Annotated in this window: 22 protein-coding genes and 1 riboswitch; of the genes, 1 reads left to right on the top strand and 21 read right to left on the bottom strand. The window is 42.3% G+C overall.

Annotation, left to right across the window (positions count from 1 at the left end; translation table 11 throughout):
- Positions 1–19: 19 nt before the first annotated feature.
- The 5 genes from uvrA to BSM4216_RS02255 form a co-directional block, all read right to left on the bottom strand.
- Positions 20–2893 carry an excinuclease ABC subunit UvrA gene (uvrA, locus tag BSM4216_RS02275; RefSeq protein ID WP_048622584.1) on the bottom strand — a complete coding sequence of 958 codons (2874 nt, stop codon included), beginning with the start codon at positions 2891–2893 and terminating at the stop codon, positions 20–22.
- A gap of 5 nt (positions 2894–2898) precedes the next feature.
- A complete protein-coding gene (uvrB, locus tag BSM4216_RS02270) occupies positions 2899–4875 on the bottom strand; it encodes an excinuclease ABC subunit UvrB (RefSeq protein WP_048622583.1) in 1977 nt (658 codons plus the stop codon).
- Between the two features lie 303 nt (positions 4876–5178).
- A complete protein-coding gene (locus BSM4216_RS02265) occupies positions 5179–6321 on the bottom strand; it encodes a GerAB/ArcD/ProY family transporter (protein ID WP_048622582.1) in 1143 nt (380 codons plus the stop codon).
- A 7-nt stretch (positions 6322–6328) separates the two neighbouring features.
- The gene (locus tag BSM4216_RS02260) at positions 6329–7558 is read right to left on the bottom strand and encodes a Ger(x)C family spore germination protein (protein WP_048624363.1); all 1230 of its coding nucleotides are present in this window, start codon (positions 7556–7558) and stop codon (positions 6329–6331) included.
- Positions 7548–9182 carry a spore germination protein gene (locus BSM4216_RS02255; RefSeq protein ID WP_048624362.1) on the bottom strand — a complete coding sequence of 545 codons (1635 nt, stop codon included), beginning with the start codon at positions 9180–9182 and terminating at the stop codon, positions 7548–7550. The genes BSM4216_RS02260 and BSM4216_RS02255 overlap by 11 nt, the downstream gene beginning before the upstream one ends.
- A 157-nt stretch (positions 9183–9339) precedes the next feature.
- On the opposite strand from BSM4216_RS02255, the gene BSM4216_RS02250 reads away from it, so the two are divergent.
- A complete protein-coding gene (locus BSM4216_RS02250; RefSeq protein WP_156179203.1) occupies positions 9340–9597 on the top strand; it encodes a YczF family membrane protein in 258 nt (85 codons plus the stop codon).
- Positions 9598–9818: 221 nt separating this feature from the next.
- On the opposite strand, the gene BSM4216_RS02245 is transcribed toward BSM4216_RS02250, so the two are convergent.
- The 16 genes from BSM4216_RS02245 to BSM4216_RS02180 all read right to left on the bottom strand — a co-directional run bounded on the left by BSM4216_RS02245 (position 9819) and on the right by BSM4216_RS02180 (position 26502).
- Positions 9819–10052, bottom strand: a complete 234-nt coding sequence (locus BSM4216_RS02245) for a CsbA family protein (protein WP_040340801.1) — start codon at positions 10050–10052, stop codon at positions 9819–9821.
- 90 nt (positions 10053–10142) lie between these two features.
- Positions 10143–10793, bottom strand: a complete 651-nt coding sequence (locus BSM4216_RS02240; RefSeq protein WP_048622580.1) for an HD domain-containing protein — start codon at positions 10791–10793, stop codon at positions 10143–10145.
- 239 nt (positions 10794–11032) lie between these two features.
- Positions 11033–12220 carry a PDZ domain-containing protein gene (locus tag BSM4216_RS02235; RefSeq protein WP_048622579.1) on the bottom strand — a complete coding sequence of 396 codons (1188 nt, stop codon included), beginning with the start codon at positions 12218–12220 and terminating at the stop codon, positions 11033–11035.
- A 255-nt stretch (positions 12221–12475) separates the two neighbouring features.
- Positions 12476–13942, bottom strand: coding sequence for a S41 family peptidase (locus BSM4216_RS02230; RefSeq protein WP_048624361.1), 1467 nt, complete (start codon positions 13940–13942; stop codon positions 12476–12478).
- 133 nt (positions 13943–14075) lie between these two features.
- The gene (locus BSM4216_RS17000; protein ID WP_244878034.1) at positions 14076–14855 is read right to left on the bottom strand and encodes a homoserine dehydrogenase; all 780 of its coding nucleotides are present in this window, start codon (positions 14853–14855) and stop codon (positions 14076–14078) included.
- A complete protein-coding gene (locus BSM4216_RS16995; protein ID WP_244878033.1) occupies positions 14788–15327 on the bottom strand; it encodes a Gfo/Idh/MocA family oxidoreductase in 540 nt (179 codons plus the stop codon). Before BSM4216_RS16995 ends, BSM4216_RS17000 begins: the two co-directional genes overlap by 68 nt.
- Positions 15328–16098: 771 nt before the next feature.
- Positions 16099–16215: riboswitch (SAM riboswitch) on the bottom strand.
- Between the two features lie 205 nt (positions 16216–16420).
- A complete protein-coding gene (locus BSM4216_RS02220; protein WP_048622578.1) occupies positions 16421–16900 on the bottom strand; it encodes a GNAT family N-acetyltransferase in 480 nt (159 codons plus the stop codon).
- Between the two features lie 391 nt (positions 16901–17291).
- The gene (locus tag BSM4216_RS02215) at positions 17292–18458 is read right to left on the bottom strand and encodes an IS256 family transposase (RefSeq protein ID WP_048622577.1); all 1167 of its coding nucleotides are present in this window, start codon (positions 18456–18458) and stop codon (positions 17292–17294) included.
- Positions 18459–18999: 541 nt separating this feature from the next.
- Complete coding sequence (locus tag BSM4216_RS16065; protein ID WP_147542737.1) at positions 19000–19098, bottom strand: YjcZ family sporulation protein; 99 nt, start codon at positions 19096–19098, stop codon at positions 19000–19002.
- Between the two features lie 130 nt (positions 19099–19228).
- Complete coding sequence (locus tag BSM4216_RS02210; RefSeq protein ID WP_048622576.1) at positions 19229–20497, bottom strand: murein hydrolase activator EnvC family protein; 1269 nt, start codon at positions 20495–20497, stop codon at positions 19229–19231.
- A gap of 56 nt (positions 20498–20553) precedes the next feature.
- Complete coding sequence (ftsX, locus tag BSM4216_RS02205) at positions 20554–21438, bottom strand: permease-like cell division protein FtsX (RefSeq protein WP_048622575.1); 885 nt, start codon at positions 21436–21438, stop codon at positions 20554–20556.
- Positions 21428–22114 carry a cell division ATP-binding protein FtsE gene (gene ftsE, locus BSM4216_RS02200; RefSeq protein ID WP_003352363.1) on the bottom strand — a complete coding sequence of 229 codons (687 nt, stop codon included), beginning with the start codon at positions 22112–22114 and terminating at the stop codon, positions 21428–21430. Before ftsE ends, ftsX begins: the two co-directional genes overlap by 11 nt.
- 303 nt (positions 22115–22417) lie before the next feature.
- Positions 22418–23680, bottom strand: coding sequence for a group II intron reverse transcriptase/maturase (ltrA, locus tag BSM4216_RS02195; RefSeq protein WP_003354109.1), 1263 nt, complete (start codon positions 23678–23680; stop codon positions 22418–22420).
- Between the two features lie 646 nt (positions 23681–24326).
- The gene (gene cccB / locus BSM4216_RS02190; RefSeq protein WP_048622574.1) at positions 24327–24641 is read right to left on the bottom strand and encodes a cytochrome c551; all 315 of its coding nucleotides are present in this window, start codon (positions 24639–24641) and stop codon (positions 24327–24329) included.
- A 468-nt stretch (positions 24642–25109) separates the two neighbouring features.
- Positions 25110–25925 (bottom strand): enoyl-CoA hydratase/isomerase family protein, encoded by an 816-nt coding sequence (locus tag BSM4216_RS16990; protein ID WP_053083210.1) that lies wholly within the window; start codon positions 25923–25925, stop codon positions 25110–25112.
- A gap of 1 nt (position 25926) precedes the next feature.
- Positions 25927–26502 (bottom strand): nucleotidyltransferase family protein, encoded by a 576-nt coding sequence (locus BSM4216_RS02180; protein ID WP_280513058.1) that lies wholly within the window; start codon positions 26500–26502, stop codon positions 25927–25929.
- Positions 26503–26518 lie beyond the last annotated feature (16 nt).

Genomic DNA, 26518 nt, shown 5'->3' with positions numbered 1-26518 from the left:
CACCCTTCCGCTGCAATTATTAAGAAGTCGCATGTTCGTGTTCAGCTATTTTTTGTTTCATACGCTCCTGGTCGCGTTTTAAAATTTTCTTTAAATATTTTCCAGTATACGATTGTTCCACCTCAGCCACTTCTTCAGGCGTTCCGGTAGCCACGATCGTACCGCCTTTATCGCCGCCTTCAGGTCCTAAGTCAATAATATAATCGGCTGTTTTGATTACATCCAGGTTATGTTCAATTACAAGCACCGTATCACCGTTTTCCACCAGCCGTTTAAGGACCTTTAGAAGCCGAGCAATATCATCCACATGCAATCCTGTCGTCGGCTCGTCCAAAATATAAAACGTTCTTCCGGTAGAACGGCGATGCAATTCGGAGGCCAGCTTGACACGCTGTGCTTCCCCTCCCGACAATGTGGTAGCTGGCTGCCCCAGTTTGATATAGCCGAGGCCGACATCAGCAATCGTCTGCAGTTTACGCTTGATTTTCGGAATGTTTTCAAAGAATTCAAGCGCATCTTCCACCGTCATATCCAATACATCTGCAATGTTTTTTCCTTTGTATTTCACTTCGAGCGTTTCCCTGTTGTATCTCTTTCCATGGCAAACTTCGCAAGGAACATAGACATCCGGAAGGAAATGCATTTCGATTTTGATAATGCCATCCCCGCGGCAAGCTTCACAGCGTCCGCCTTTCACATTAAAGCTGAAACGTCCTTTCTTATATCCGCGCATCTTCGCTTCCGTTGTTCGGGCAAACACATCGCGTATATCATCAAAAACGCCTGTATAGGTGGCCGGATTGGATCGCGGAGTGCGTCCAATAGGGGATTGGTCAATTTCGATCACTTTATCCAAATGTTCAATGCCTTTCACTTCTTTATGCTGACCCGGCTTTTGTTTTGCTTGGTACAGCTTATGAGCAAGCGCCTTGTAAAGAATCTCATTGACAAGGGTGCTTTTTCCGGATCCCGACACGCCGGTGACAGCGATAAATACGCCTAACGGAAACTTCACTTTCACATTTTTTAAATTGTTTTCTTTTGCTCCTATTATTTCAATAAAACGGCCATCCGGTTTTCGCCGTTCCTGCGGCAGCGGAATAAACTTTTTCCCGGATAAATATTGGCCCGTAAGCGAGTTAGGATCTTTCATCACTTCCTCAGGCGTGCCCGCTGATACGATCTCTCCTCCATGGACGCCTGCTCCCGGCCCAACATCGATTAAATAATCGGCGGCTAACATCGTATCTTCGTCATGTTCTACAACGATTAATGTGTTGCCTATGTCCCGCATTTCTTTCAGCGTTTCGATTAATCGATCATTGTCACGCTGATGCAGACCAATAGATGGTTCATCCAATATATATAAAACTCCCGTCAGTCGAGAACCGATCTGAGTGGCTAAACGAATACGCTGCGCCTCACCGCCTGAAAGCGTTCCGGCCGCACGGCTTAACGTCAAATAATCGAGGCCAACATTATCCAGAAAACCAAGTCGCTGGCTGATCTCACGCAAAATCAAATGGGCAATTTTCTTTTCCTTTTCCGTCAATGTGAGATTTTCAAAAAACTTTTTCGCTTCCTTAATGGAAAATTGAGTGACTTCTCCGATATGAAGACCGCCGATTTTGACAGCCAAGGCCTCTTTCCTTAAACGATGCCCTTTGCAAGTCGGGCATTTTTGATGAGCCATGTATTTTTCCATTTGCTCGCGTATATAATCAGATGTCGTCTCTCGATAACGGCGCTCAACGTTCGGGATCACGCCTTCAAACTCGATATAATTCTCCTTGACTTGGCCGAAATCGGTCACGTAGCGAAAATAAATGCTCTCACCATCTGATCCATATAAAATTTTGTCTAAAAGCGGTTTCGGTATATCCTTGACGGGTATATCCATATCAATGCCGTAATGATCGCACACCGCCTTTAAAAGCTGCGGGTAATATTGAGAGCTGGTAGGTTCCCAAGGTGCAATCGCGTTCTCGCGCAAACTCAAATTCCAATCCGGAATGACAAGATCAACGTCCACTTTTAATCTGGACCCCAATCCGTCGCAAGTCGGACAGGCACCGTATGGACTGTTAAACGAAAACATGCGCGGCTCCAATTCGCCGATCGAAAAACCGCAATACGGACATGCATGATGTTCACTGAATAACAGTTCTTCTTGTCCGATGACGTCGATAATGACTTTTCCTTCCCCTAGTTTCAGCGCGGCTTCTAAAGAATCGGCCAAACGGGAGTGAATTCCGTCTTTCACGACAATGCGATCTACCACCACTTCAATCGAATGCTTTTTATTCTTATCTAATTGAATGTCTTCCTCCACATCCCGCATTTCCCCATCGACGCGAAGACGTACATACCCTTGTTTCTTCATATTCTCCAGCGTTTTGGCATGCGTTCCTTTTTTCCCGGATACCACTGGAGCAAGGATTTGCAGTCTCGTCCGTTCAGGATATTCCATAATGCGGTCCACCATTTGTTCAATCGTTTGAGAAGTAATTTCGATGCCATGGTTAGGGCAAATCGGATGGCCGATACGGGCAAATAACAGACGCAAATAGTCGTATATTTCGGTTACGGTTCCCACAGTAGAGCGGGGATTTCGACTGGTCGTTTTTTGATCAATGGAAATGGCCGGCGACAGCCCCTCGATGGCGTCTACATCCGGCTTGTCCATTTGTCCGAGAAACTGGCGTGCATAAGCAGACAAAGATTCAACATACCTTCTTTGGCCTTCCGCATAGATCGTATCGAACGCCAAAGAAGATTTTCCAGAACCCGATAGCCCGGTTAAAACAACCAATTGATCCCTTGGAATGGTAACGTCAATATTTTTCAGATTATGGGCTCGTGCTCCTTTAACAATGATTTGATCTTTTCCCATGATGGTCATCCTTCCGCTTTTAACTCTAAAATCGCATCACGCAGCTGGGCAGCCCGTTCGAAATCTAGTGCTTTGGCTGCCTCTTTCATTTCTGTTTCGAGACTGGCAATCAAACGATTCTTTTCTTCCGCAGATAATTTTTTCTTAGGAGATTTTTCGTACGTTTCTTTTTCTTCCGCAGCATAAGTAGCCCGAATGACATCGCGAATGCCTTTTTGAATCGTTTTGGGAATAATTCCATGCTCTTTATTGTACGCTTCCTGAATGGCACGGCGTCGTTTTGTTTCCGAAATGGCTTTTTCCATCGAATCGGTAATATGGTCGGCATACATGATGACGTGGCCGTTTGCATTTCGAGCGGCGCGGCCAATCGTTTGAATTAAAGAGCGTTCCGACCGCAAAAATCCTTCCTTGTCGGCATCCAAAATCGCCACAAGAGAAACTTCCGGAATGTCCAATCCTTCTCTTAATAAATTGATCCCGACCAGTACATCAAATTTTCCGAGTCGTAAATCGCGGACGATTTCAATCCGTTCCAACGTCTTTACTTCCGAATGCAAGTATTGCACTTTTATGCCGACTTCTTTCAAATAATCCGTCAAGTCTTCTGCCATTTTCTTTGTTAAAGTGGTCACAAGCACTCGTTCATTTCTTTTCGTTCTTTCTTGAATTTCGGCAAGCAAATCATCAATTTGCCCTTCGATCGGGCGGACATCGATGGTCGGATCCAGCAAACCGGTCGGCCGGATGATTTGTTCCACCATTTCCGGGCAATGTTCCATCTCGTAAGGACCCGGAGTGGCTGATACGTACACAATTTGGTTAATATGCTTCTCAAACTCTTCAAACGTTAAAGGACGGTTGTCCAAAGCAGACGGCAGCCGGAAACCGTGATCCACCAGGACTTGCTTTCTTGCTCTATCCCCGTTGAACATTCCACGAATTTGCGGTAATGTCACATGCGATTCATCGACCACGATTAAAAAATCATCCGGAAAATAATCAAGAAGCGTATAAGGAGTGGAGCCCGGCGGTCTTAACGCCAAATGGCGGGAATAGTTTTCGATTCCGGAGCAAAACCCCATCTCTCTCATCATTTCCAAATCATATCGAGTTCGCTGCTCCAGTCTTTGCGCTTCCAGCAATTTTCCTTGGTCTCTCAGCTCGTTTAAACGTTCTTCCAGTTCGATTTCAATATTGCGAATGGCCATCTTCATTTTTTCTTCTCTCGTGACGAAGTGAGAAGCAGGGAAGATAGCCACATGTTCCCGTTCACCAAGAATTTCTCCTGTCAGTGCATTGACTTCGCGGATGCGGTCGATTTCATCTCCAAAAAACTCAACTCGGATACAGTGCTCATCCCGGGAAGCGGGGAATATTTCGACTACATCGCCGCGTACACGAAAGGTCCCACGCTGAAAGTTAATGTCATTGCGCTCGTATTGGATATCCACAAGTCGACGGAGAAGGTGGTCCCGCTCCATCTCCATACCGACACGCAAAGACACGACTAAATCCCGGTATTCTTCCGGCGAACCTAAACCGTAGATGCAGGAGACGCTGGCAATGATAATGACATCTCGCCGTTCAAACAGAGCGGAAGTAGCAGAGTGCCGCAATTTGTCAATTTCATCATTGATGCTGGAATCTTTTTCTATATACGTATCCGTCTGCGGTACATACGCTTCCGGTTGATAATAGTCGTAATAACTAACGAAATATTCCACTGCATTATTCGGGAAAAATTCTTTAAACTCACTGTATAATTGTCCGGCTAACGTTTTATTATGAGCGATGACCAATGTCGGTTTATTCACTTCTTTAATTACATTCGAAATCGTGAACGTTTTGCCTGTTCCTGTTGCACCAAGAAGCGTTTGATGCTTCTTTCCTTCCCGTATTCCTTTTACCAGCTGTTGAATGGCTTTCGGCTGATCGCCTTGCGGACGATATTTCGAAACAAGTTCGAAGCGATTTTCCACTCGCAAGATCCCCCCTATATTGACAGCATTTATCAGCCGAAAAGAAGAATTTCTTCCTTAATGGCTGTTTCGTGTATATAAACGATCACATAAGGTGAACGGTGATAGACAATCCTTTATCTGGTTATAACTCATTCTACCACAATTCCCTTCCCCTTCACCAATTATATGCGAACAAATTTTCGTTTCGATTCAAAGAAATGGATAAAAAATAAAAGCAATCAATGGCATTGATCACTCTTTTAAGCATAAAATTTTCTTTTCCATAAAGAAATTCAATACTCAGCGCAAAGAAGCCAATCTTCACGATTCCGCTGAATCCTTTCCCGTTTGTTCTGTTGCTTGCTTATTTTTTTGTTTTTTTCTATTTTTAAAAAAGGCAATGATGAGTAAAAAAATAGGAATGACGACTTGAAGCGGCAAGTGTAAAACGAGGGGAACTAAATCCAGCCCCTCTTTCATGTGCTCAAAAAAATTATCGGCAATGGATAGCGATGCAATGATCAAGATCGGAACCAGCAAATACAATAGCTTTTTATAATCAGAGATCCGAAAAATTTCCGCAATCCCGATGGAGGCGGCATAGAGACACAGACTAACTTTAATAAAACCGACAATCACTAATGCGATCAAAAAAAAGATATCCAGTCGTTCCAAAAAATCAGCCACTTCGATTTGCTGGATGGTTGCTAACAGAGGAAAAGTCGCCCTTGAAAAACCATCCACCCCCAGCACGGCGATGTTGACGACACTTACGATGGTTAAATTAATTCCACTGAGCGTAATCGCCGTTAATCCAATGATTTTTCCTTTTTCGGGCTTGTTTAAATACGGCAGCAACATGGTGAAAACAACGATTTCACCAAACGGTACATACATTGTTTGCGTAACGATTGTTTTCAACACAGGCCGAATCCCGTTTTCCAGCATCGGCTGTAAATTCTCCAGTTTGATTAAACCGGAAATGACCACCAATACAAAGCCCGAAATCGCCAGCAAATAAAGAGCCACAAAGGATAATTCGCTCGTTCTCGCAATCACTTCTATTCCTTTGTTCAGGCCATATAAAATGGTCGCCATCATAATGGCATTAATAATCAACACAGGTGTCTCGGGATAGGCAAATGTTGCCACTAATTCCCCGAAATCGCGCAGCACTCTTGCTGCTAAATAAAGAAAATAAATGCAATAGACAAAGCCGATCACTTTTCCTACAAACGTCCCTAAAAGGTCTTGTGCATAAGTGGCCAGAGACTTGTCGGGAAAATACAGATAAAGGCGATGGTAGACAAGAAATAAAAGCAATCCTCCCAACAACCCACCTAATATCGTCATCCAAGCATCTTGCTTAGCCTGGACTCCTAAAGTGAGGACAATGGCACTTCCCATTTCAAATAAAAAAATGAGAATGAATAACTGGAGGCCGTCTATTTTTGCCTTCTCCATTCATGGATCACCGCCTTTTTTCTTCCTTAATAGTGGACAGGAATGATTTTGTCCGCAATTCTGAACGCCGTATGTGCGTCCTCACTTCAACCTTTATGTTCATAGTTGGGAAATAATCATCGCTCCACTTCGTGTGTACCCTTTTCCAAAACTTCGGATCGTGCCTATGGATCGCATCGCCAAAGCCAAAAATATCCGTGTGGTTCCGTTGAGCGATTTTGATCGCTCGCTCAATTTCTCTTTCAATTTCTCTATTGGTTTGTCTTTCAATTTTTTGTATGACTCGTAAGTTCGTGATATCAACCGGGACGAGCATTTCTCCAATATCGCCTTCCACTTTCACCAAGACGGACCCTTCCGGTTTTCCGTTTTTCACTTTGGCTGTCAGCTTTGTTTTGTCCCGAACCACTTCATAGGAAAGGGCCTTTTTTCTTCCACCCCAATCGACGCTTACACTCGTGGACCTCATCTTTCCCAGCGACCAGGTTACTCCTCGCGCTGTTTTGCCGTACACCCATTTTTTTAGTTTTCCATCTTTAATCATGGCGAATCCGCTTATTTCGATATTACTTACCGGATTTGTTCTTTGCAGGTTTTCCATCGTCCCCCTTTGTTCACTGTTATGGATCAGCCTGATCCCCGGAATGACCGGTTGTTTTCCCGGGGAAATCAATTGTTGAATGACATCAGCAATTTTGGTTGGGAAAGTTTCACTCCATATTGACTCGGAAGTCGTCAGCGTTTTGCGAATTTGATCAGCGGGAATTTTATCAATTGGCGTCAAAGTTTCTAAAATGGTCTGCGCCTTTGTTCCTTTTGCAACCACCATCGTAGTTGTGCTTCGAAATTGTTGGTCTCTTTCGATGGCTTCCAGTATAACAGGTATATTTTTTTTAGCCACTTTTTCTCCTATTACGAGCATATTCGTATGAGAAAAGTACAAACGCCTTGAAATCATTGTAGAAGCTTTTCTGGCAGCTTCAACGATGTTATCACCTTTTTGATGATACACGACTATCGGCAGTCCTTGTCCTCCTCCGCCACCTTGCTGGACAGCCCCGGCCACATTTCCGGGATTGACAATTTGCATGCTGACCTCATATTTTCCATCCTTCGTCATATCGATGCCGAGTGCCAACACCAACGCCAGATCGGTCAGTTCACGCTTGCTCCAACACCCCGAAAGGAGAAGTTGCACACATACTATCATGAACAATAAGGACCGCTTACGAATCATTTTTTTCACCTTTTTCATTCTCTTTCTGAGAATAGGAATGATCCGGCGGCTGTGGCCGTTGATGTTCACCCGCTCTTGTAATATTCGATTGGCTAATGATACGAGGTCTCTCTTTATATTCCCAGATTGGCTTGCGAACTACTGTGTCGCCAAAATTAGCCGGAATAAAAGGAGCAAGCGGAGTCATATACGGCACCCCAAATGAGCGAAGGCTGCATAGATGAATCACCATCACCAATATGCCCATTAAGCAGCCGTAAAACCCGAATGTCGCCGCCATCACCGCAATAATAAAACGAATCAATCGCGCCGATATCGCAATAGAATAAGCAGGGGTCGCAAAATTGGCAATCGCTGTAATCGAAACGACAATGAGCATAGCCGGCGATACAAATCCTGCTTGAACCGCTGACTGGCCAAGGACAATCGCCCCCACAATCGATACCGTTTGTCCGATTGCCCGCGGAAGCCTTACCCCGGCCTCACGCAAAATTTCAAACGTTACTTCCATAATCATTGCTTCCACAAACGCCGGAAAAGGAACCGATTCACGCTGTGCTGCCAGCGCAATCACAAGAGGGGTCGGTATCATTTCCTGATGAAAAGTAGTCGCTGCAATATAGATAGCCGGACCTACGAGAGAAATAAAAAAAATCAGCACTCGTAAAAAACGGAGGGCAGAACTAAGATCAAACCTGCCATAATAATCATCCACCGCCTGAAAAAACTGGATAAAAACGGCCGGCGCCAAGAGGACATATGGTGTGCCATCCACCAATATCGCTACTCTTCCTTCCAATAAATTAGCCGCCGCCACATCCGGTCTTTCGGTATGAAACAACGTTGGAAAAGTAGTAAACGTTTTGTCCTCAATCAGCTGTTCTATGTAGCCAGTCTCCAGAATACTATCGATATTGATCCGCTTTAACCTTATCCTGACTTCCTCTACCACTTTTTCATTGACAATTCCTTTAATATACATAATCGCCACATCTGTCTGCGTCACTTTGCCAATTTTCATGGATTCCAGCCATAGATTCGGATTTTTAATTCTTTTTCTGATTAAGGCACTGTTTGTTCGGATCGTTTCCGTAAAACTGTCCTTCGGCCCGCGAATGGAAATTTCCGTAACCGGCTCCGATATTTGCCGCTTTTCCCCTCCTCTTGTATTAGCCGTTAACGCTTTAGAAACGCCATCTACCAGGATGATCGTTTGTCCCGTCATTAAATTGGTAAACAAATCTTCCCAACAATCTAATTCCTTCACTTCTCCGATCGGTAAAATTTTTTCTTTCAATACCTGAAGCGCTAACTTCGGGTTTTCCAAATTTTGTTCGTTCGTATCTTTCATGGCCGATTCTATCAAAAAGTCTTTTACGGTCAGATCGTCTACAAGCCCTTCCGTATAAATAATGGCAGCTGTGACATCCGCTTCCTGACCCATTTTGATGACACGAACAATGATATCGCTGCTGTTGCCCGTTGTTTCTTTGATGACATCTATATTGGTCGCAAGCGATTTCTCTATATCTCCTTTTGGCACATTTTTGGATTGTCCTAATTGCTCTTGTTTTTTGCTCACCTGTTTTTTCTGTTTGTTCTTTTTGCCTTTATGAAAGAACATTTTCTTAAACAATCCCATCATAATCCCTCGTTTTCAAAAAATGGATGTATCTGTAGTTTCCCGCATATACCGTGGAGATTATACGAACTTTTTTTCTTACATGATCTGGGACAAAATAGAGAAAAATAAAGAAAACATATGTTGTGAGGATGTCATCATGAAGGTCATTTTTACCGTTCTTTTAATCATCGCGGTTCTTTTCGCTTTAATTTTTTCACTCGATTTACTGTTAGGGTACCGATATCAAAATGCGTTTTTAAAAACGCTCGACCCCTTTCGAAAAATGGAAAAAGAAGAAATTATAACGCTTGCTCTCTTTTTTATTGTGTACATCATCAAGCAAGTCATAAGACTATATAAAAAAAAGAGCAAGAGCAAGAACAAAAACAATCAAAAAAGCAGCCCCAAAAAATAAGCTGCTTTTTTATGCGATAAACATATTCAAAAAAACAATGGAAATGTTTTCAATCAGAGGTTATTACACTGTCTTTCATTGGTGAACTTCTATCAGTGGGAGTCCGCTGTCTGATCACGCGGGATCAAAAGGCCGTAGCGTCTCGTTTAAAGCTCAAAATCTGCCTATTCATGCAACCTCAGCAGCAAAAAAATAGCGCCAGGAATCATCAGCAACAGTTCCTAAGCGCTTTTCTTTTGACTTCTTTTCCAATAGTTCGATAACCAAAATCCAGCCGTTAAAGAAGCGGCATCAATGATCACCAAAGGCCACGTATGAGTATATCCTTTGTAAGCGGAAGCAGCGATTAAGGCGACAGTTAAAACCAGTCCAATGACTTCATTATACGTGATACGTGCAAACAGCAGCACCAGTAATCCGGGAACAAACATTGCCAACAATATTTTCCCTTCCATATCCACACCCCTTTGGCACCATTCTGCTATACATCATATAACATACAGAATAAACTGAAAAGTCATTTACAAAAAATTACTGCTTTCTGTTTATTCAGACGGATTTTGTTTTTTGAAAATAATATCTTCTGTCATTTGTTCCAGTTCACTTTGCGGAATGTATGTCTCCGATAATAAATCAGGCACGATTTCCTTCAAAAAGTATTGAACGCAATTCATATCTTTAAACTCCATAATAGTGGACAAAGCTTCCTGATAAATTTCGCGGAATAGCGGTTCCGGATTTCCTTTTTGGATTTCCCCGAAAGATTCATAGAGCAAATCAATTTTATCCGCCACTGATAAAATTCTCCCCTCTAATGTATCATCTTTCCCTTCTTGAAACCGTTCCATATAGATCGATTGAAATTCTTCAGGAAATTCTTTTTCCACAAATTTCTTCGTCATTTGCGCTTCCACCTGTGAAAATAGCTCTTTCAATTCATTCGAAGCGTATTTCACAGGCGTTTTTATATCGCCGGTAAACAATTCCGCATAATCATGGTTGAGCGCTTTTTCATACAACGCTTTCCAATCTACTTTTTCGCCATGCGCTTCTTCTACCGTCCCTAAAAATTGGGCAATTTTCGTCACTTTAAAAGAATGGGCTGCAACCGAGTGCTCTTGATATTTAAATTTTCCCGGACAACGAAACAGATTTTCTAAGTCTGATAAACTTTTAAAGTAGTTGTGTACTCCCATCGTCCATCCTCCTTAAAAAGTATATTGCGAATGATTGTATCAATTTTTGTTGAAAGTTTCCACTAAAATGGATGAACCATCGAATCATTATGGAGATCGTTACCGGACCAATGCCCGTCTCATCTCGGTTACGGTGGGCGCCATTCGCCAATCTTATGGATGAAAAAAGACCGCCCTTTTCATGTTACGAAGAACATTTCGCTAAAAGGGTGGCCTCTCTTTATCGCGGGAAACAACTGCTATGATACAGCTGACCCGTTTATATGTCTTTCTTCATCAATGAAAATTAACCCAAGTTCATGGTGTTCGCCTTCATATAAAGAACTTTGGGCAAAGCGAACTTGGCCGTTCACATCATACACTTCCAATTTGCAAAATGCACGGTTGCGTTGAAGCGCTTCATAAAATTCTTTCTCGCTGTTGACTTCCACTCCGTTCGTTTTACGGATAATTTCCCCGCTTTTCAGTCCCATTTTATGAGCGGGTGTAAAGGGGAGAACCCCCAAAATCAAAACACCTTTCGTACTGGGAGTAAAAAAATGGGGCTGGCTTTTTTGCCGATTGTGGTCAAAATAGGAAATCGCCAACCGACCGGCAAAAGCAAAGATCAAGGCTGCATAGCTTATGACCGGGACCCAATGAGACACGAAGGCAAGCAATAAGGTGAGCACACCGAGCCAAATCACCTTTCTGCCCGTTTCCTTCAACGCCCTCTCCGGAATAGAAGCCGTCATCGTCCGTTCAAACCCTATTAAAAAAGGAAAGAAAAACAACGTGAATGATTGTGCTCCAATGGAAAAGAACGGCCACCAATCTAAAGAAGAACGAATATGATCAGCAGGTAGCAATAAAAACACAGGAATGAGCCACGTACGTTGAGAATAGTGAGCGCCCACCGTCAATCCCCGCGGACTTTGGACAAGTCTTGGCGAAGTGTCCCGCCAAGCATTTCGATAAATGAGAGCCCCTTCCCCTATAAGAAGAAGCCCCGCAAGAACAGAGAGCGATACAAATACGAGCGGTTCTGAAACGGTGGAATCAGCATTAGGCAAACCCATGCCAGCTGCTTTCGCCACATAATACAGAATGGCCGCACCGCCAAAAATCCATGCCGGTGATAAAAACCGGGCCCTGAAAAAGCTAAGCAGCAGAGTGGTCGTGGCTAACAGTGCGCATGAAAACCAAGACACTTCAACACCAAGAGCCAGCGTACAGGCGGAAATAATGAACCCGGCGACCAATCCGGCCGGAAGCAACATGCGCAATTCGTGGTATATATCGTATACACTGATATCAAAATCTTTCCGTTCTCTTTTTACCCGCCATAATCCAATACAGACAGAGAAGATGAAAGAAAAATAAAAAAGCGGATGGAGAAAGAGTTTTCCAAAGCCTTTTGCCAATTCAAGCAGAATATCTTGTATCAATAGGAAACCACCATCCTTTCTTCCGTCTCACCGTTTTGACTGTAATCTCATTGTATCAAATGAATGATGAAAACACATATAAAATTACACAAAGATCATAATGAAATCATAGCGGACTTCTCTTTCGCCGCAAATTCTTTTCATGAAGTTCTCCCGTCACACGTCCTGGACAATAGCGGCCAAAGGACAACCGTTTACGGCCAAAACTATTTCTATATTACATAAACCAGATATCAATAGACAAAGCCTTAAATGTCATTTAGTTTTGCCAATTTTTTCATCATCGCTGACAACCTTTAGCGCCACATTCAGCTGCAAATCATTTTTATCTTTTTTCATCGCTTCCATGATTTTAGTCTCCAGCATTTGCGCTGTCTGCTTATCAATTTGTCCGTTCACTTTTATTTGATTTTCCATTTGAAAGGCGCGAACCGCTTTTTCCGTTTGAGCGCTAAAATAGCCATCGGTCCGTCCGGGAGCGTATCCCAGTCCATCCAGCATTTCTTGGGCGTTTTTGACTTGATCGGTATTCATATCTTTCTTTAGCGGTTTTTCTATTTGAAGAGGATGAACATAGAAATAGTCAGGCTGCTTCACCACAATGTTCGGTTCAATCCCTTTATGATGAATCCAATTGCCGTTTGGCGTCAGCCATTTATAAGTCGTTAATTTAATATTGCTGCCGTCACTGAGGGGAACCGCTTGCTGAACCGTTCCTTTGCCAAATGTCTTTTGTCCGATTAAAGTATATCCTTCTGCCTCCTTCAGTGCTGCGGCTAAGATCTCAGATGCAGAAGCGCTTCCGCCATCTGTAAGGACCACAATCGGATAAGGTTTAGCTTTTTTGGTCGTTGAATAATATTCCACTTTCTTTCCGGATCGTTCTTCGATTTGCAAGTACGGCTTATGATCTGTAACGAGTTCTTTTAAAATTTCTTCAACGCTTGTCAATAATCCTCCTGGATTGCCTCGAACATCGAGTACAAGTCCTTTGATGTGTTCTTTCTCTAACTGCTTTAATTTCTTTTTAAAGTCTTTTCCCGTTTCTTCCGAAAAAGAGGTAATTTCGATATATCCTATTCGTTTTCCATGTTCTTTCTTGATTTTTCCATTCACCGTTTGAATCGGTATTTCGCCCCTTTTCACTTTAAATGTCAACGGTTTTGCCGCCCCATCTCTTCTCACTTCCAACGTGACGGATGTTCCCTTTTTTCCGCGGATTTTTTCAGTCGCCTTATATAAATCCAACCCCTCTACGTTTTTGCCATTGACTTTAATAATCTGATCGTTCGGCTTTAAACCTGCCTTTTCCGCCGGTGAATCTTTCAAGGGCGAAACGATGAATACTTTTCCGTTTCTAACGGTGATCTCAGCCCCGATCCCTTCAAAAGCAGAGTCCAAAGAATCATTAAACTGGTGAGCGGTTTCAGCATCCATGTAAACGGAATAAGGGTCTTTCAAAGCAGCCAGCATTCCAGAAATGGCCCCTTCCACCAGCTGACCGCTGTTCACCTTCTTCACGTATTTTTTTGAAATCAATTCATACGCCACTTCCACTTTATGGAGTTCATCCGGAAGTTTGTAAGACGCCTCGCCTGTTTGGCCAGGCTCCCGGCTTTCTTGCGGCGCCCTCTGATCCCAAATTTTCAATCCTGCATAAGTGCTCCCTGCACCCGTTAAAAAAGAGCACGACACAAGAAGAGCAGCCCATTTTCTCTTCATCACTCATACATCCTCCTGTCCAAAAGCCTTCTCCTCTTTTTGAGGTTCGAGCTAGCCTGACGTTCGTGTCATTATCTATATTCACGGAAAGGACAAGTTATGAAGAGAAAGGTTCGGCTGCCAGAAAACATTTTTATATGGAAACTCCGGATATAACAGCCCCTAAGCTGGCATTCCTTGGTTCAAGCGCCAGTTCATTTAACACTTCAAAGCTTTGCAGGATTGTTTCCTTTTGATGCCATTGCTCTATCGTTTCCCTTGTGGCGGCGATATCATAATAATAGACTGAAGCGGTCTTGCCTGTATGTTTTATTTCGACATTTGGCTCAGATAGAGGTTGTTCCGTCAATACAACCCATTCCGTTTCAGCAGTATTGGAAGAGGTATGGGAAAAACAAGGTTTTTTCCCTACTGAAGTTTGTTTGAGAACATGAATTAAATCTTCTACCATGGCGCTTGCAGTTGGATACTTTCCGGCACCGGGGCCTTGAATGGTCACTCTGCCAATTAAGCTTCCTTGGAAGGAAACAGCATTCTCCACTCCTTCTACACCGTAAAATGGATGCGTCGACGGTACAAAGACAGGCTTGACAAAACCTTTCAAATGGCTTCCTTCTTTTTTTATATCCGCTACATGCTTTACGCGACATCGCAATTGATCGGCAATTTCTATTACTTCGCTTGTGATATGAGTAATTCCTTGCTTTTCAATCGTTTCCCAGTCAGGCTGGATTCCCCAGCCAACGTTGCTTAATATCAAGAGCTTATAAAAAGCATCGGTCCCTTCGATATCATTGGCCGGATCAGCCTCGGCATAACCTCTTGCTTGAGCGTCTTTTAACGCTTCATGAAAACTGATTTTCTTTTCTCTCATTTCCGATAAAATAAAATAAAATAAAATTGGAAGTTCCATTTAATATTCCTTGTATTTCTTCCACTTCATTGACTCTTAACAGCGCAAGCGTTTGAAGAATCGGGGTTCCACCGGCAGTCGTCGCTTCAAAACCTATTTGAACGCCGTTTTCTTTTGCTTTCTTTAACAGTTCCTGACCGTGGCGGGCAAACATGACTTTATTGGCAGTGATGACGTGGATACCTTTTTCTATTGCCATTGATAAATAAGTATGGCCCGGCTCTTCTCCCACTATAGCTTCAAATATCACTTGCAAGCCCGGAATCGCCAAAATGTCTTCAAATTGGGTCGTAACGATCACAGACTCATCTACATCCCGTTCTTTTTCCGGATGTTGAATCAAGATTCCCGCAACTTCCACTTCTTTCCCAAGCAGCTGTTTCAGCCGACTTTGATGGGATTGAATCGATTGATAAACTCCTTGTCCCACTGTACCAAAACCCAAAATGGCTGCTTTAATTTTCTCTGTCATGTTTGCTCCTCCTTCACATCAATCTAGAATGCTTTTTATTGCAACCCCTTGTTGACACTCCTCGATACAAACAAAACGGCTCTAAATCGAGTAGGAGGGAGCGATTAACTCCCGTCCTCTCACACCACCGTACGTACGGTTCCGTATACGGCGGTTCAATTAAGATAATTGACGCAAGTCTTTATAACTTCCGTGAATAGCTGTTCTCTTTATGCCAGTGGTCACTCCACCCTCCAAGAGGTCTCCCACGGGATTCACCGCTTCCTCCCTCAAGTGAGGTACTACGTTTTCTGTGTTCATCATGACTCACTGAATACCAAGGGCTATTCTCTCTTAATTGTTCGGTCCTTCTTAGTTGTTCTAGACCAACTAATACTATGACCTCTGCTGACTTCTGACGGTTCAGCTACTTATCACTAAGTAGGTTATGAAGAGTACTTCACATATCCGCCAGACCTCCCCGGGTAAGTACATGCACTTTCACACCATCTATCCGCCTCATTTACTCGATATGACCTTCGACAGAAAGAGCTTTGTTTTGTTATGCAAACTCACTCAATCATACCTAGCCTTATATGAGGTTCGTGTTCCTCGGACCGGTGTTTTGCCTCCAGCTTCCTTCAGATTCCGCGTCACCACGGACACCCTTGCTCTTGGCTAACCTCTACTTCTGTCTTCGGGGTTCGGGACTTACACCCTATAGTTCATGTACATGCCGGGCGCACATGAAAAACGTCCTCTTCTTAAGAAGAGGACGTTGATGGACTCCTCCTCTTATCTTTCAGATCTGTATACAAGATCTGTAGGACTTAGCACCTTTTCAAGCAGTACTGCTTGAAGGTTGCCGGGCTTCATTGGGCCTAATCCCTCCGCCGCTCTTGATAAGAGTGAAATATTCATTATTTACAGTTTGTTGTGAATAAATGAAAAAAAGAAACTTTTGAACAAATTATAGTGAATCTATGGACTAAAGTCAATGCCCTTTTCAATGATCCACATGGTTGTGCTTGTCCATGTTCGATACGGAACAGTGCCGGACCATCGACCTTGCGAACTTAGAACGGTCGCACATTCGCGCTGCAAAAGTTTTGATTTATTGTATTTCTTTTACGAACAAAAATTCGTCCCGTATCGGTATATGGTTCTCGGGATTCATAAGGGGGATTTCAGGCTTTTTCTTTCTCGCGATATTCACGGCATTCGGGATGACCTTTACACATTGATATCCTCTTTTTTGATAAAATCGGATAGCCCTCAAATTATCATTAGTCGTAATCAGTTTCATTTTCTTACAATTTTGTTCTTTAGCAAAAAATTCAACACGATTCAGCAAAGAAGTTCCAATGCCTTTATTTTCTTCCATACTATCCAACGATATAATTTCGCATTCATCTTTTGAAATGTAAAAAGTAATGAATCCATTGATTTCTCCTTTTAAGTTTAGAGAGACAAATCCATCCAATTCCAAGCAATCGTATGTACCGCTTGATGTCACCATTTCTGTGCTCCCCCATTGCTCTTTAAAAAATTTTAAAATGAACTCCTTCCTTACATCTTTTATTGGTTTTATCATTCATCATTCTCCTCTCCTTTGCAGTGGTTCAATGGCTATGCATTGATCGTCAAGCATTGTGCCACTCATTTCTTCCATTGAGGAAAAAGCGAGCCTATATGCAAGTTTCTTGGTGTAAAAGTCCAGTTTGGGTTATTTGTTCGAAAAGTTTTTTAATGGGGAAGGGAAAACCTAATTTACTAAATAAAAAATGTTCGATGGGTTATCCTTACGACTTGATTGGAAGAGGAAGGTACCGTCAAGAATTTTGTGTTATGTAAGATAGATAGGGTATCTCTGAAATGGATTTGGAATGGATAGGGGTTCGATTTCCTCCACACAGGAGACTGAATATTCAGTCTCCTGTGTGGAAAGGGAGAATCCCTTTATTTTGTTCGTTTACAATATTTGGTTAGTTATAACGTTTTTCAAACATTTGTTGAAGGGTTTCATAGGCTTCAGCAAATCCTCGTAATTTTCGTCCTGCCCATTTCTCATTAAAATCTTGGATGGTCAAATACACGACTTTTTCAGCGGCTTCTAAACTACTCAAACTGTTCATCGGCTTTAGACGTTTCCGAATCTCTTTGATCGTTCGTTCAATGGCATTGGTCGTGTAAATCACACTTCGAATACTGCTTGGATAATCCATAAATGTAAGGAGGACATCCAACTCATTGGCCCAAGATTGAACTTCTCTCGGATACTTGTTCGACCATTTCGACTCAAACTGTTGAAACATCTGTAACGCAATCTCCTTATTCGGTGCGCGATAAATCAGTTTGAGATCCTCTGCCACTTCAAATTGATCTTTTTTCCGAACACGATTTAAGGTATTACGTACTTTGTGAACGACACAGCGCTGCACATCGGCTTTCGGATAAACAGCCTTAAAGGCTTCCTCTAGCCCCGGAAGGCCATCAAATACGCCCAGAAGCACTTCCTGTACGCCTCTTTTGTAGAGCTGTTGAAGAATCTCTTGCCATCCATAGGCACTCTCCTGTCCTCCTACGAAAAAATCAAGAATTTCGCGATATCCTTCTTCGTTGACCCCCAACACCACATAAATCACTTCTTTCTCCACGGTATCGCGACGAAGTTTTACATACAATCCGTCTAAATATAAGACAGAATAACGTTTGTTCAGGGGACGTTTGTGCCATTTCTCAATGTCTTCTTTCACGATATCGGTCATACGACTGATCGTTGAAGGAGAATAGGCCTTGCCTAAAATTCGTTCAATAAACTTGCCAATTTCACGCGTACTCATACCACTTTGATACATCTTGATGATGGCTTCCTCGAGCCAGCCCGTATGGCGTTGGTAAGGGGTGAACAGCTGCGTTTGAAATTCCCCCTTTCGGTCTCTTGGAACAGAAAGTCCTTCGATACGACCATACTGCGTGTCTAGGTTTCGATGGTAATAGCCGTTTCTTCTATTCGACGTTCCCTCTTGTTCCATTTCGAGGAAAGTCTGGATTTCTTCCTTCATGATCAGCTCTAATTTTTCCTTTACAAACTCACGAATAACGTTTTCCAGTTGATTCATCCAATCTATATTCGATATACTCTTAGACATAGGTAGGGTACTCCTTTCTCTAGATGATTGGTCAAATCAGAGAATACCCTACCTTTTTCTTTTGGTCTAACTAAATGCTTGACACAAAATTTTATACATCATCAAGAGGAAGAGCCCACACTTCCATTGTAAAGAATTTTTTCGTTGCATAAATACCCAATTTTGAAGATTATTATTTTTTAGAATTCTTTAATTTCATTTGTTCAATTAGCGTGTTGCAAAATGTATTCTTACTGTTGATGAAAACTGTTTTAGAAGTCATCAGCGTCTATGAGGAATGGTTAGTTCTTAGCCGTGTTTAAAAATGAGATCATGAATAAGACCGACATACAAACAACAGGCTGATTCAGAGAGAATGCCTCTAAAAATCAGCCCGTATAATGAAATTCAATGTTCAACCTTTTTCCAGACTTCGCGTTAAAACGCTACTGCCGGGATAGTAAGAAAGCAAGGCAATGTTTGAACACATTTAATTTTGATAACCGATTTTGTCGAAACTTTTTCCAAATGTCAAACATACTTCTTCGCAATAAGCACCTTACTAGTAACCGAAACCAACGAAAGCCGTACCAACAATAATCAACAAAATAAACAACACAACAATCAACGCAAAGCCACCTGCATAAGCTCCGCCCATCATAACACCTCCATTTGTGAGTACAGAATAACATATTCCAATTGCCCCTCAAATGCCCGGGCTCGTGTAGCTGTCCATCGATTTTTTTCAAAATGAAAAAGAGAGCCTGACATGTGTCAAGCTCTTCTATACCCTAAAAATTAATATATTTCCGTGGGTTAACAGCATATCTTTTATCCGGAGTCCATGGCCCTTCATGAATTTCAAAATGAAGATGCTGGCCGGTTGATTGTCCCGTGCTTCCCATATAACCGATCACTTGTCCTTTCGAAACGTGTCCCGATTGGACGAGACGCGCGGACATATGGGCATAAACCGTCGTAAATACTTTTCCATTAATGGAATGTGAAATAAAAATACAGTTTCCATAAGAAGTAGAATAATAGGAGCGAATCACTTCTCCTGATGCGGCAGCCACTATTGGAACGTTGGAGCCGCTGTTCGCGATATCGATTCCTTCATGGAATTCAGAACCTCTAGCGCCAAACTCAGAAGAAATCACCCCGGCTGCCGGCCGAGTAAAGGCCCCAGACGAAACTTCAGGCATCGGACCTTGGCTGGCGGACTGAACGGAATGTTCATTGCCAGTTGGCTGTGGTGCTTGTGCGGCCTCTTTTTTTCGGTTTTTCTCGCTTTGAATCGCTTGTTGAATAGCCGACTGTTGAGATGCCAGCAATTCTTGCTCTTCTTGAAGGCTTAATTTATCGTTTTCAACGTCTTTCTGCTCTTTTGCCAACTGCCTCATCAACGAGTCTTTTTCCGTTCGTTTGGCATTTAAACGTGCCGTTAAATCTTTTAAATCCTGCACCATTCCTGTTAAACGGTCCAACTCTTTTTCTACTTCTTTGCGATTATTCTCTAGCTTTTCTTCATCTTTTTTTTGCTCATCCAAAATCGTTTTATCGGCGTTTACAAGAGCAGTCACCGCTGTGGCGCGGTCGATAAAATCACTAAAACTTTCAGCACCAAGCAGCACGTCTATGTAGCTAGCGCTTCCCCCGCTTTGCTGAAGTGCACGTGCCCGTTCCTTAAGCACTTCGTTCCGTTCCTGAATACGCTTTTGAATTACTTTAATTTCTTTTTTCAGATTTTCGATTTTTTCGTTTGTCTCTTTCATTTGTTTTTGTTTCTCAGCAATTTTTAATTCGGCATCTTGAGCAGCCATATCGATCGCTTTTATTTCTTTCGCCAACTTGCTTTGCTGGTCTTTTAGCTCGTTTAGTTTTTGGTCTTTTTCTTGAAGATGATGCTTGAGGTCCGCCTTTTTTTGTTCGATTTGTGTATTTTTCGATTCCAAATCTGAAATTTTGGAAGCAAAAGCGGCTTTTGTGAAGCCAAAATTGCTTCCAAGCCCTAAAGAAGCAGCCAAAGCGGCTGAAAGAACGACTCTCTTTTTCACCATAAATCCCCTTTCCCTATCATTTTTTTAACGTTACAAGTATGTAGATCTAAAAAACTTTAAATTTTCAAGAAGCGGCGAACAGACAAGAAGCTTCCCCACATTCCGATAAAAACGCCGACCAATAAAATAATGGCGCTTACTTGGAACACAAAAGGCGTATAGGAAAGAATTTGGATAAAATGATCATGCACATGCGTTTGAAAATATTGATAGATTACTTTATAGACGACCGCCACAAATGCGATTGGAATGACAGAACCTAAAATTCCGATCCAAAGCCCTTCCAGTAAAAAAGGCCAGCGAATAAACGAATTGGTGGCTCCAACGAGTCTCATAATTTCAATTTCTTTTCGTCTTGAAAAGATGTTCATTTTAATCGTGTTCAAAATTAAAAACATGGCGGTGAACAATAATCCTATCAGAAGCACAAGGCTGACATTCCTTGCCGTTTCAAGCACCCGAAACAATTTTTTGATTTTCTTTTCTCCGTAGACAACTTTTTCCGTATGATCGAAATGACTGATTTTCTCAGCCACTTTTGACGTATCTTTCGGATTTTTCGTTTTGACGATGAACACATCGTAAAGAGGATTATCTTGTTTAAAAAGTTTAAATTCGTCTCCCATGTCTTTAATCAAATTTTGCAATTCTTGTTCTTTTGAGGAAAACTGGACGGATTTCACTTGGGGCATCGATTCAATTTGTTCTTTGAGCTCTTGTTCGTCTTGCTTATTGGCGTTAAGAGCAATATGCACCCTGATTTCGACGTCTTTTTCCATATCCGTGGCTGCTTTGTTCATATTAAATAAAATGATCAGAAACACTCCGACCATCAATAAAGTGACGGTCACTGCCGAAACGGATGCGAACGTCATCCAGCCGTTGCGGCCGAGGCTCTTAAAACTTTCTCGAAAGTGGCGACGCACTGTTCTAGCTTTCATATCCGTACTCACCTCGCTGCTCGTCACGTACAATCCGCCCGTTATCAATAGCAATCACCCGATGGCGGTTTGTATTGACAATTTCTTTGTTGTGAGTCGCCATGACAATCGTCGTGCCTGTTCGGTTGATTTTTTCAAAAAGATTGATAATGTCCCAAGATGTCTCAGGGTCTAAATTTCCGGTTGGTTCATCCGCGATCACCACTTTCGGACGATTCACAATCGAGCGCGCAATCGAAACACGCTGCTGTTCCCCGCCTGAAAGCTCATCGGGAAACATTCTCGCTTTATGCTTTAAGCCGACCAATTGCAGTACTTCCATGACTCTTTTTCTAATTTTTTCCGGTTCTTCTTCAATCACTTCCAACGCAAAGGCGACATTTTCATAAACAGTCAGCGTCGGCAGCAGTTTAAAATCTTGGAAGACAACTCCAATATTTCTCCTCAAAAACGGAACTTTGCTGTTTTTCAAGGTAGAAACGGTGGTCCCATTGACAATCACGGTGCCTTTTGTCGGTTTTTCTTCCCTATAAATCAGCTTGATAAAAGTGGACTTGCCTGCACCGCTCGGGCCAACGATGTAAACGAATTCTCCTTTACCAATCCTTACATTAAAACCATTGGCCGCCACTACGCCGTTCGGATATTGCTTAAAAACATCCTTCATTTCTATCATTTTAAAACCACCTAAGTCTTTTATTTCTTGTCGAATTTATGACTCTAACCCATTTTTTTTGGGAAAAATCGCAAAATCTAGCGAATTTTCAACTCAAAACTCATTATAGCATTGAATATCTTTCACTCATTGAAAATTTATGTTACATTTTGATTTCAGAATGTAAAAATAGTAGAGAAATCCGCAACCGGCTCATGACGATATACGAAAGAATACAATCCTTTTTTCGATCGAGTAGGAGGGGGTGATTAACCCCCGTCCTCTCACACCACCGTACGTACGGTTCCGTATACGGCGGTTCAATCAAGATAAATGACGCAAGAATTCATAACGTTTCTGTAGACTTTTAAGCCCTTGGTTACTCCAATAGGAGTTTCCAAGGGTTCTGTGTAATATGGGACTTTTTGAGATTCGCCAATAACCTTTACGACTGTTCCCCCATTCATAAGCTTTCCATTCAGGAACTCCTAGTTTTATGAGGTTGCGTATCCTGGTCTTTGAGGTTTTCCAGTTTTTCCATAAACACATCCGGAGTCTTCGTCGAATCCAGCCATCCAAATCTTCAAAGATACTCTTTGTGTCTGCTAATGCAAAATATCCACACCATCCAAGTAGATATTGGTTAAGTTTCTTAATCCGATATTCCATTGGGTATGGTATTTTTCTTGACGTGATTTCTCGCACCTTTTTCTTCATTCGTTTTAGACTTTGCTTGGCAATCCGAACTTTTGGCTCTTTTGAAGGTGTAAAACTAAATCCTAGAAACTTTCGTTTCCATGGTCGGTCAACCGCAGATTTCTTCTCGTTGACTTTTAGACGAAGTTTTCCCTCAATAAATCGTTTGACACTAGCCATGGTTCTTTCACCAGCCCGTTTTGACTTCACGTAAATATTACAGTCATCGGCATAACGAACAAATTTATGCCCTCTTTTCTCTAATTCTTTGTCTAGTTCATCTAGTACAATATTCGAAAGTAAAGGGCTTAGGGGGCCACCTTGCGGCGTCCCTTCTTCTGTCCTAGATACCACACCATTAATCATGACACCAGCTTGTAGATATTTGCGGATTAGCTTCAATAGTGGCTTTTCTTTAATAGTCTTGGCTAATGTACTCATCAGCCTGTCATGATTCACTCGATCGAAGAACTTTTCTAAATCCATGTCTACTACCCATCTATAACCATCTCTGATATAGCCTTTTGCTTTCCTAACTGCGTCATGAGCACTTCGATTTGAACGAAACCCATAACTATGTTCGGAGAACATAGGGTCATATATCCTCGATAATACTTGGGCAATTGCTTGTTGAATCAAACGGTCTGTTACGGTTGGAATACCTAGTAACCGAACACCGCCATCAGGTTTCGGGATTTCGACTCTTCGAACAGGCATTGGTTCATAGGTACCCTTGAGAATTGCCTCTTTAATGGATATCCAGTTTTCGACTATGTGCTGACGGAGGTTTTGTACGGGCATCATATCTACTCCATGGCTACCTTTGTTCTTTTCTACTCTTTGTAAAGCTAAAAGCATATTCTCCCGTGACAGGATTTGATTCAAAAGCATTGTTATTCTTCCTTCCGTGAATAGCTTTTCTCTTTATGCCAGTGGTCACTCCACCCTCCAAGAGGTCTCCCACGGGATTCACCGCTTCCTCCCTCAAGTGAGGTACTACGTTTTCTGTGTTCATCATGACTCACTGAATACCAAGGGCTATTCTCTCTTAATTGTTCGGTCCTTCTTAGTTGTTCTAGACCAACTAATACTATGACCTCTGCTGACTTCTGACGGTTCAGCTACTTATCACTAAGTAGGTTATGAAGAGTACTTCACATATCCGCCAGACCTCCCCGGGTAAGTACATGCACTTTCACACCATCTATCCGCCTCATTTACTCGATATGACCTTCGACAGAAAGAGCTTTGTTTTGTTATGCAAACTCACTCAATCATACCTAGCCTTATATGAGGTTCGTGTTCCTCGGACCGGTGTTTTGCCTCCAGCTTCCTTCAGATTCCGCGTCACCACGGACACCCTTGCGTTAAGCTAACTGCTACTTCTGCCTTCGCAGCTCGGGACTTTCACCCTATAGATTACACCCATGCCGGGCGCACACAGAAAAAAAGCTGAGCGCTTCCATCGCACTCAGCTTTTTTCTTTTCATCCCTTTTTCCATTTGATTTTCTAGAAACAACATTGTTAAGCGTTTTATTATTTTTTATTGGCCAGCCATTCTGCCATTTTTTCGGCGTCCTTTCCTTGTACAACTTTTGGAGGCATTTGTCCACGGCCATTTTTCAGAATATTTAAGATTTCCTCTTTGCTGTATTTAGAACCAACTTTTTGCAAAGAAGGACCGACACCGCCTTTTAAATTTTCCCCATGGCAGCTAATGCACTTATTGTTGTAGATCTGTTGCGGGTCATCTCCTTTACTAGCCGATTCTTTTGCATTATCGCCATTGCCTCCACCACAAGCGGCAAGTAGAATCGATGTTCCAAGTATAAGCCCCATCAACTTTTTCATTTTTATCCTCCCTTGTGATCAGAATAGAACTCCTAAAAAATTATACCAATTTTATTTCACTTTGGAACTGTTCCACATCTCTTCCATTTCCCGATGACATCATAAACATGCAGCCAGGACATTCCTTTCCGTAAATGGTTTCTATTTCGTGAATTTCCGTTTGAATCTGATCCAAACCGATTATCTATTATTTATTATGAGCGTAATAAATGAAAAAAATCTTCCTATATAGGGAAACGAATTTCAAAAAGAAAAGGTCTGTTTCTAAAGTCAATAAAATGCCCAGGAGCACCCCTTTCTTCATGTAAAACCTTATTTCGGGTAATTATGGATGATCGCGAAATTCACTCGCTTTCCGCGGGCTCTCCGTTCCTTTACCATTTCAAATAATTCGTATTTAAGAAAAAACATTAAAAAGGCTCCCGAAAACTATGTTATCGGGAGCCTTGATTTCCTGCAGTGAAAATCTTATTTTCCAACGAAATTTGGTTTTCTCTTCTCTACAAATGCCGCTACTCCTTCTTTAAAGTCTTCCGTTGTCCGAAGCAAACCATATGCTTTTCCTTCCAATTCAATACCTGCGCTAAGAGGCGTTTCATCTGCTGCATTCAGTACTTGCTTACATACTTTTAATGCAAGCGGCGAAAACTTTAACAGTTCCTCAACCAGTGCGTCCACTTCTTTTTCCAAATCTGCTTTCGGGACTACTTTCGTGATCAGTCCCCATTGATAACCCTCATCAGCCGGTATCCTTCTAGCTCTCATGATCATAAGCGACGTAATTTCTTCGCGTTCCAATAGTTCAAGGGCTTCTTTTTCATCAAAGTCAGTTAATACGACATATTTGCCATTTAAAAACATGATGGATAAAAGGGATCTCATTCCCATCGTATGATAAAGCGGCATTGTGCCTAACGTACTTTTTTCTAAAGCATCTTCCGCGATATAGCGGTTTTTGGCCGCAACGACCGCTACCGGTTCGCCAACATACCGCACTTTATCAATAGCCATTGGATAGTATTGAACTGGCGCTGTCACTCCGACACTGAATGGATTTAATAAAGGCTCAATATCCTTCCCAGTCACAACTCCTTTTACCCCCGGAATTTCCAGCGCTTCTGAATAATCGATAGAAACGATTTTAGCATGAGGGTAAGGACTTCTTAATATCGCCACATGAGCGGTATTAGGCGGCGTCCCGATATCATCGATGTATTTTCCCTGCCCTGTCAGCAGTCTGGCATCTTCTATACGAGTTACTTTTTTACCAATCAATTGACTCATTTTACCTTACCTCCTTCCGAAGAAGTTCCTCATAATCTTCCGGTGTATCAACATCCTCAGGATATGGTTTATCCAACCTAGCCAAACGAATCTGGTTGGCAAACTTCTTTAAGATGGATCTGGCCCCTTCATCCCCTGTTATATGGAAAAGATACGGAAACATCGAATGGTCAAACAGAACGGGATGCCCTCTTTTGGACTGATATTGCGCTTGAACAATAGGGGCTTCATTCGATACATAACATCGAATGACTTCATTAATATCGTCCGCTGTTACAAGCGGCTGATCACCGAGCAGCACGACGGCAGCATCCGTCGTAGAAGGCAGATTTGTCACCCCTGCTTTTAGCGATGTAGACATTCCTTTACCCGCCTCATCATTCAACACTAGTTTGTTTACAGACGAACTCCGTACTTCCTGTTGAAGCCCGGCTATGTCGGAATTCACGACAACAATGACGCCGTTTAAGCAGGAATTGGTGCTGGCATCCAAAACATGCCGGATCATGGATTTCCCTTTATATGGAAGAAGCAGCTTAGGTTTTCCCATCCTCTTTGAAAAACCTGAAGCTAAAATAATTCCCCAAATGTTT

The sequence above is a fragment of the Bacillus smithii genome (assembly GCF_001050115.1).
Taxonomy (GTDB): Bacteria; Bacillota; Bacilli; order Bacillales; family DSM-4216; genus Bacillus_O; species Bacillus_O smithii.
Note: the sequence above shows the minus strand (reverse complement) of the source record. Positions and strands in the feature narration are given on the sequence as shown.

Excerpts from the sequence above, each read along its gene's own strand:
- BSM4216_RS02265 (WP_048622582.1), bottom strand. The coding sequence starts at position 6,321 with ATGGAGAAGGCAAAAATAGACGGCCTCCAGTTATTCATTCTCATTTTT.
- BSM4216_RS02255 (WP_048624362.1), bottom strand. The coding sequence starts at position 9,182 with ATGTTCTTTCATAAAGGCAAAAAGAACAAACAGAAAAAACAGGTGAGC.
- ftsE (WP_003352363.1), bottom strand. The coding sequence starts at position 22,114 with ATGATAGAAATGAAGGATGTTTTTAAGCAATATCCGAACGGCGTAGTG.
- BSM4216_RS16990 (WP_053083210.1), bottom strand. The coding sequence starts at position 25,925 with ATGAGTCAATTGATTGGTAAAAAAGTAACTCGTATAGAAGATGCCAGA.
- BSM4216_RS02250 (WP_156179203.1), top strand. The coding sequence starts at position 9,340 with ATGAAGGTCATTTTTACCGTTCTTTTAATCATCGCGGTTCTTTTCGCT.
- ftsX (WP_048622575.1), bottom strand. The coding sequence starts at position 21,438 with ATGAAAGCTAGAACAGTGCGTCGCCACTTTCGAGAAAGTTTTAAGAGC.
- cccB (WP_048622574.1), bottom strand. The coding sequence starts at position 24,641 with ATGAAAAAGTTGATGGGGCTTATACTTGGAACATCGATTCTACTTGCC.
- uvrA (WP_048622584.1), bottom strand. The coding sequence starts at position 2,893 with ATGGGAAAAGATCAAATCATTGTTAAAGGAGCACGAGCCCATAATCTG.
- BSM4216_RS02240 (WP_048622580.1), bottom strand. The coding sequence starts at position 10,793 with ATGGGAGTACACAACTACTTTAAAAGTTTATCAGACTTAGAAAATCTG.
- BSM4216_RS16065 (WP_147542737.1), bottom strand. The coding sequence starts at position 19,098 with ATGATGGGCGGAGCTTATGCAGGTGGCTTTGCGTTGATTGTTGTGTTG.
- BSM4216_RS16995 (WP_244878033.1), bottom strand. The coding sequence starts at position 15,327 with ATGACAGAGAAAATTAAAGCAGCCATTTTGGGTTTTGGTACAGTGGGA.
- BSM4216_RS02260 (WP_048624363.1), bottom strand. The coding sequence starts at position 7,558 with ATGATTCGTAAGCGGTCCTTATTGTTCATGATAGTATGTGTGCAACTT.
- BSM4216_RS02220 (WP_048622578.1), bottom strand. The coding sequence starts at position 16,900 with ATGATAAAACCAATAAAAGATGTAAGGAAGGAGTTCATTTTAAAATTT.
- BSM4216_RS17000 (WP_244878034.1), bottom strand. The coding sequence starts at position 14,855 with ATGGAACTTCCAATTTTATTTTATTTTATTTTATCGGAAATGAGAGAA.
- BSM4216_RS02210 (WP_048622576.1), bottom strand. The coding sequence starts at position 20,497 with ATGGTGAAAAAGAGAGTCGTTCTTTCAGCCGCTTTGGCTGCTTCTTTA.
- ltrA (WP_003354109.1), bottom strand. The coding sequence starts at position 23,680 with ATGCTTTTGAATCAAATCCTGTCACGGGAGAATATGCTTTTAGCTTTA.
- BSM4216_RS02215 (WP_048622577.1), bottom strand. The coding sequence starts at position 18,458 with ATGTCTAAGAGTATATCGAATATAGATTGGATGAATCAACTGGAAAAC.
- BSM4216_RS02230 (WP_048624361.1), bottom strand. The coding sequence starts at position 13,942 with ATGAAGAGAAAATGGGCTGCTCTTCTTGTGTCGTGCTCTTTTTTAACG.
- BSM4216_RS02245 (WP_040340801.1), bottom strand. The coding sequence starts at position 10,052 with ATGGAAGGGAAAATATTGTTGGCAATGTTTGTTCCCGGATTACTGGTG.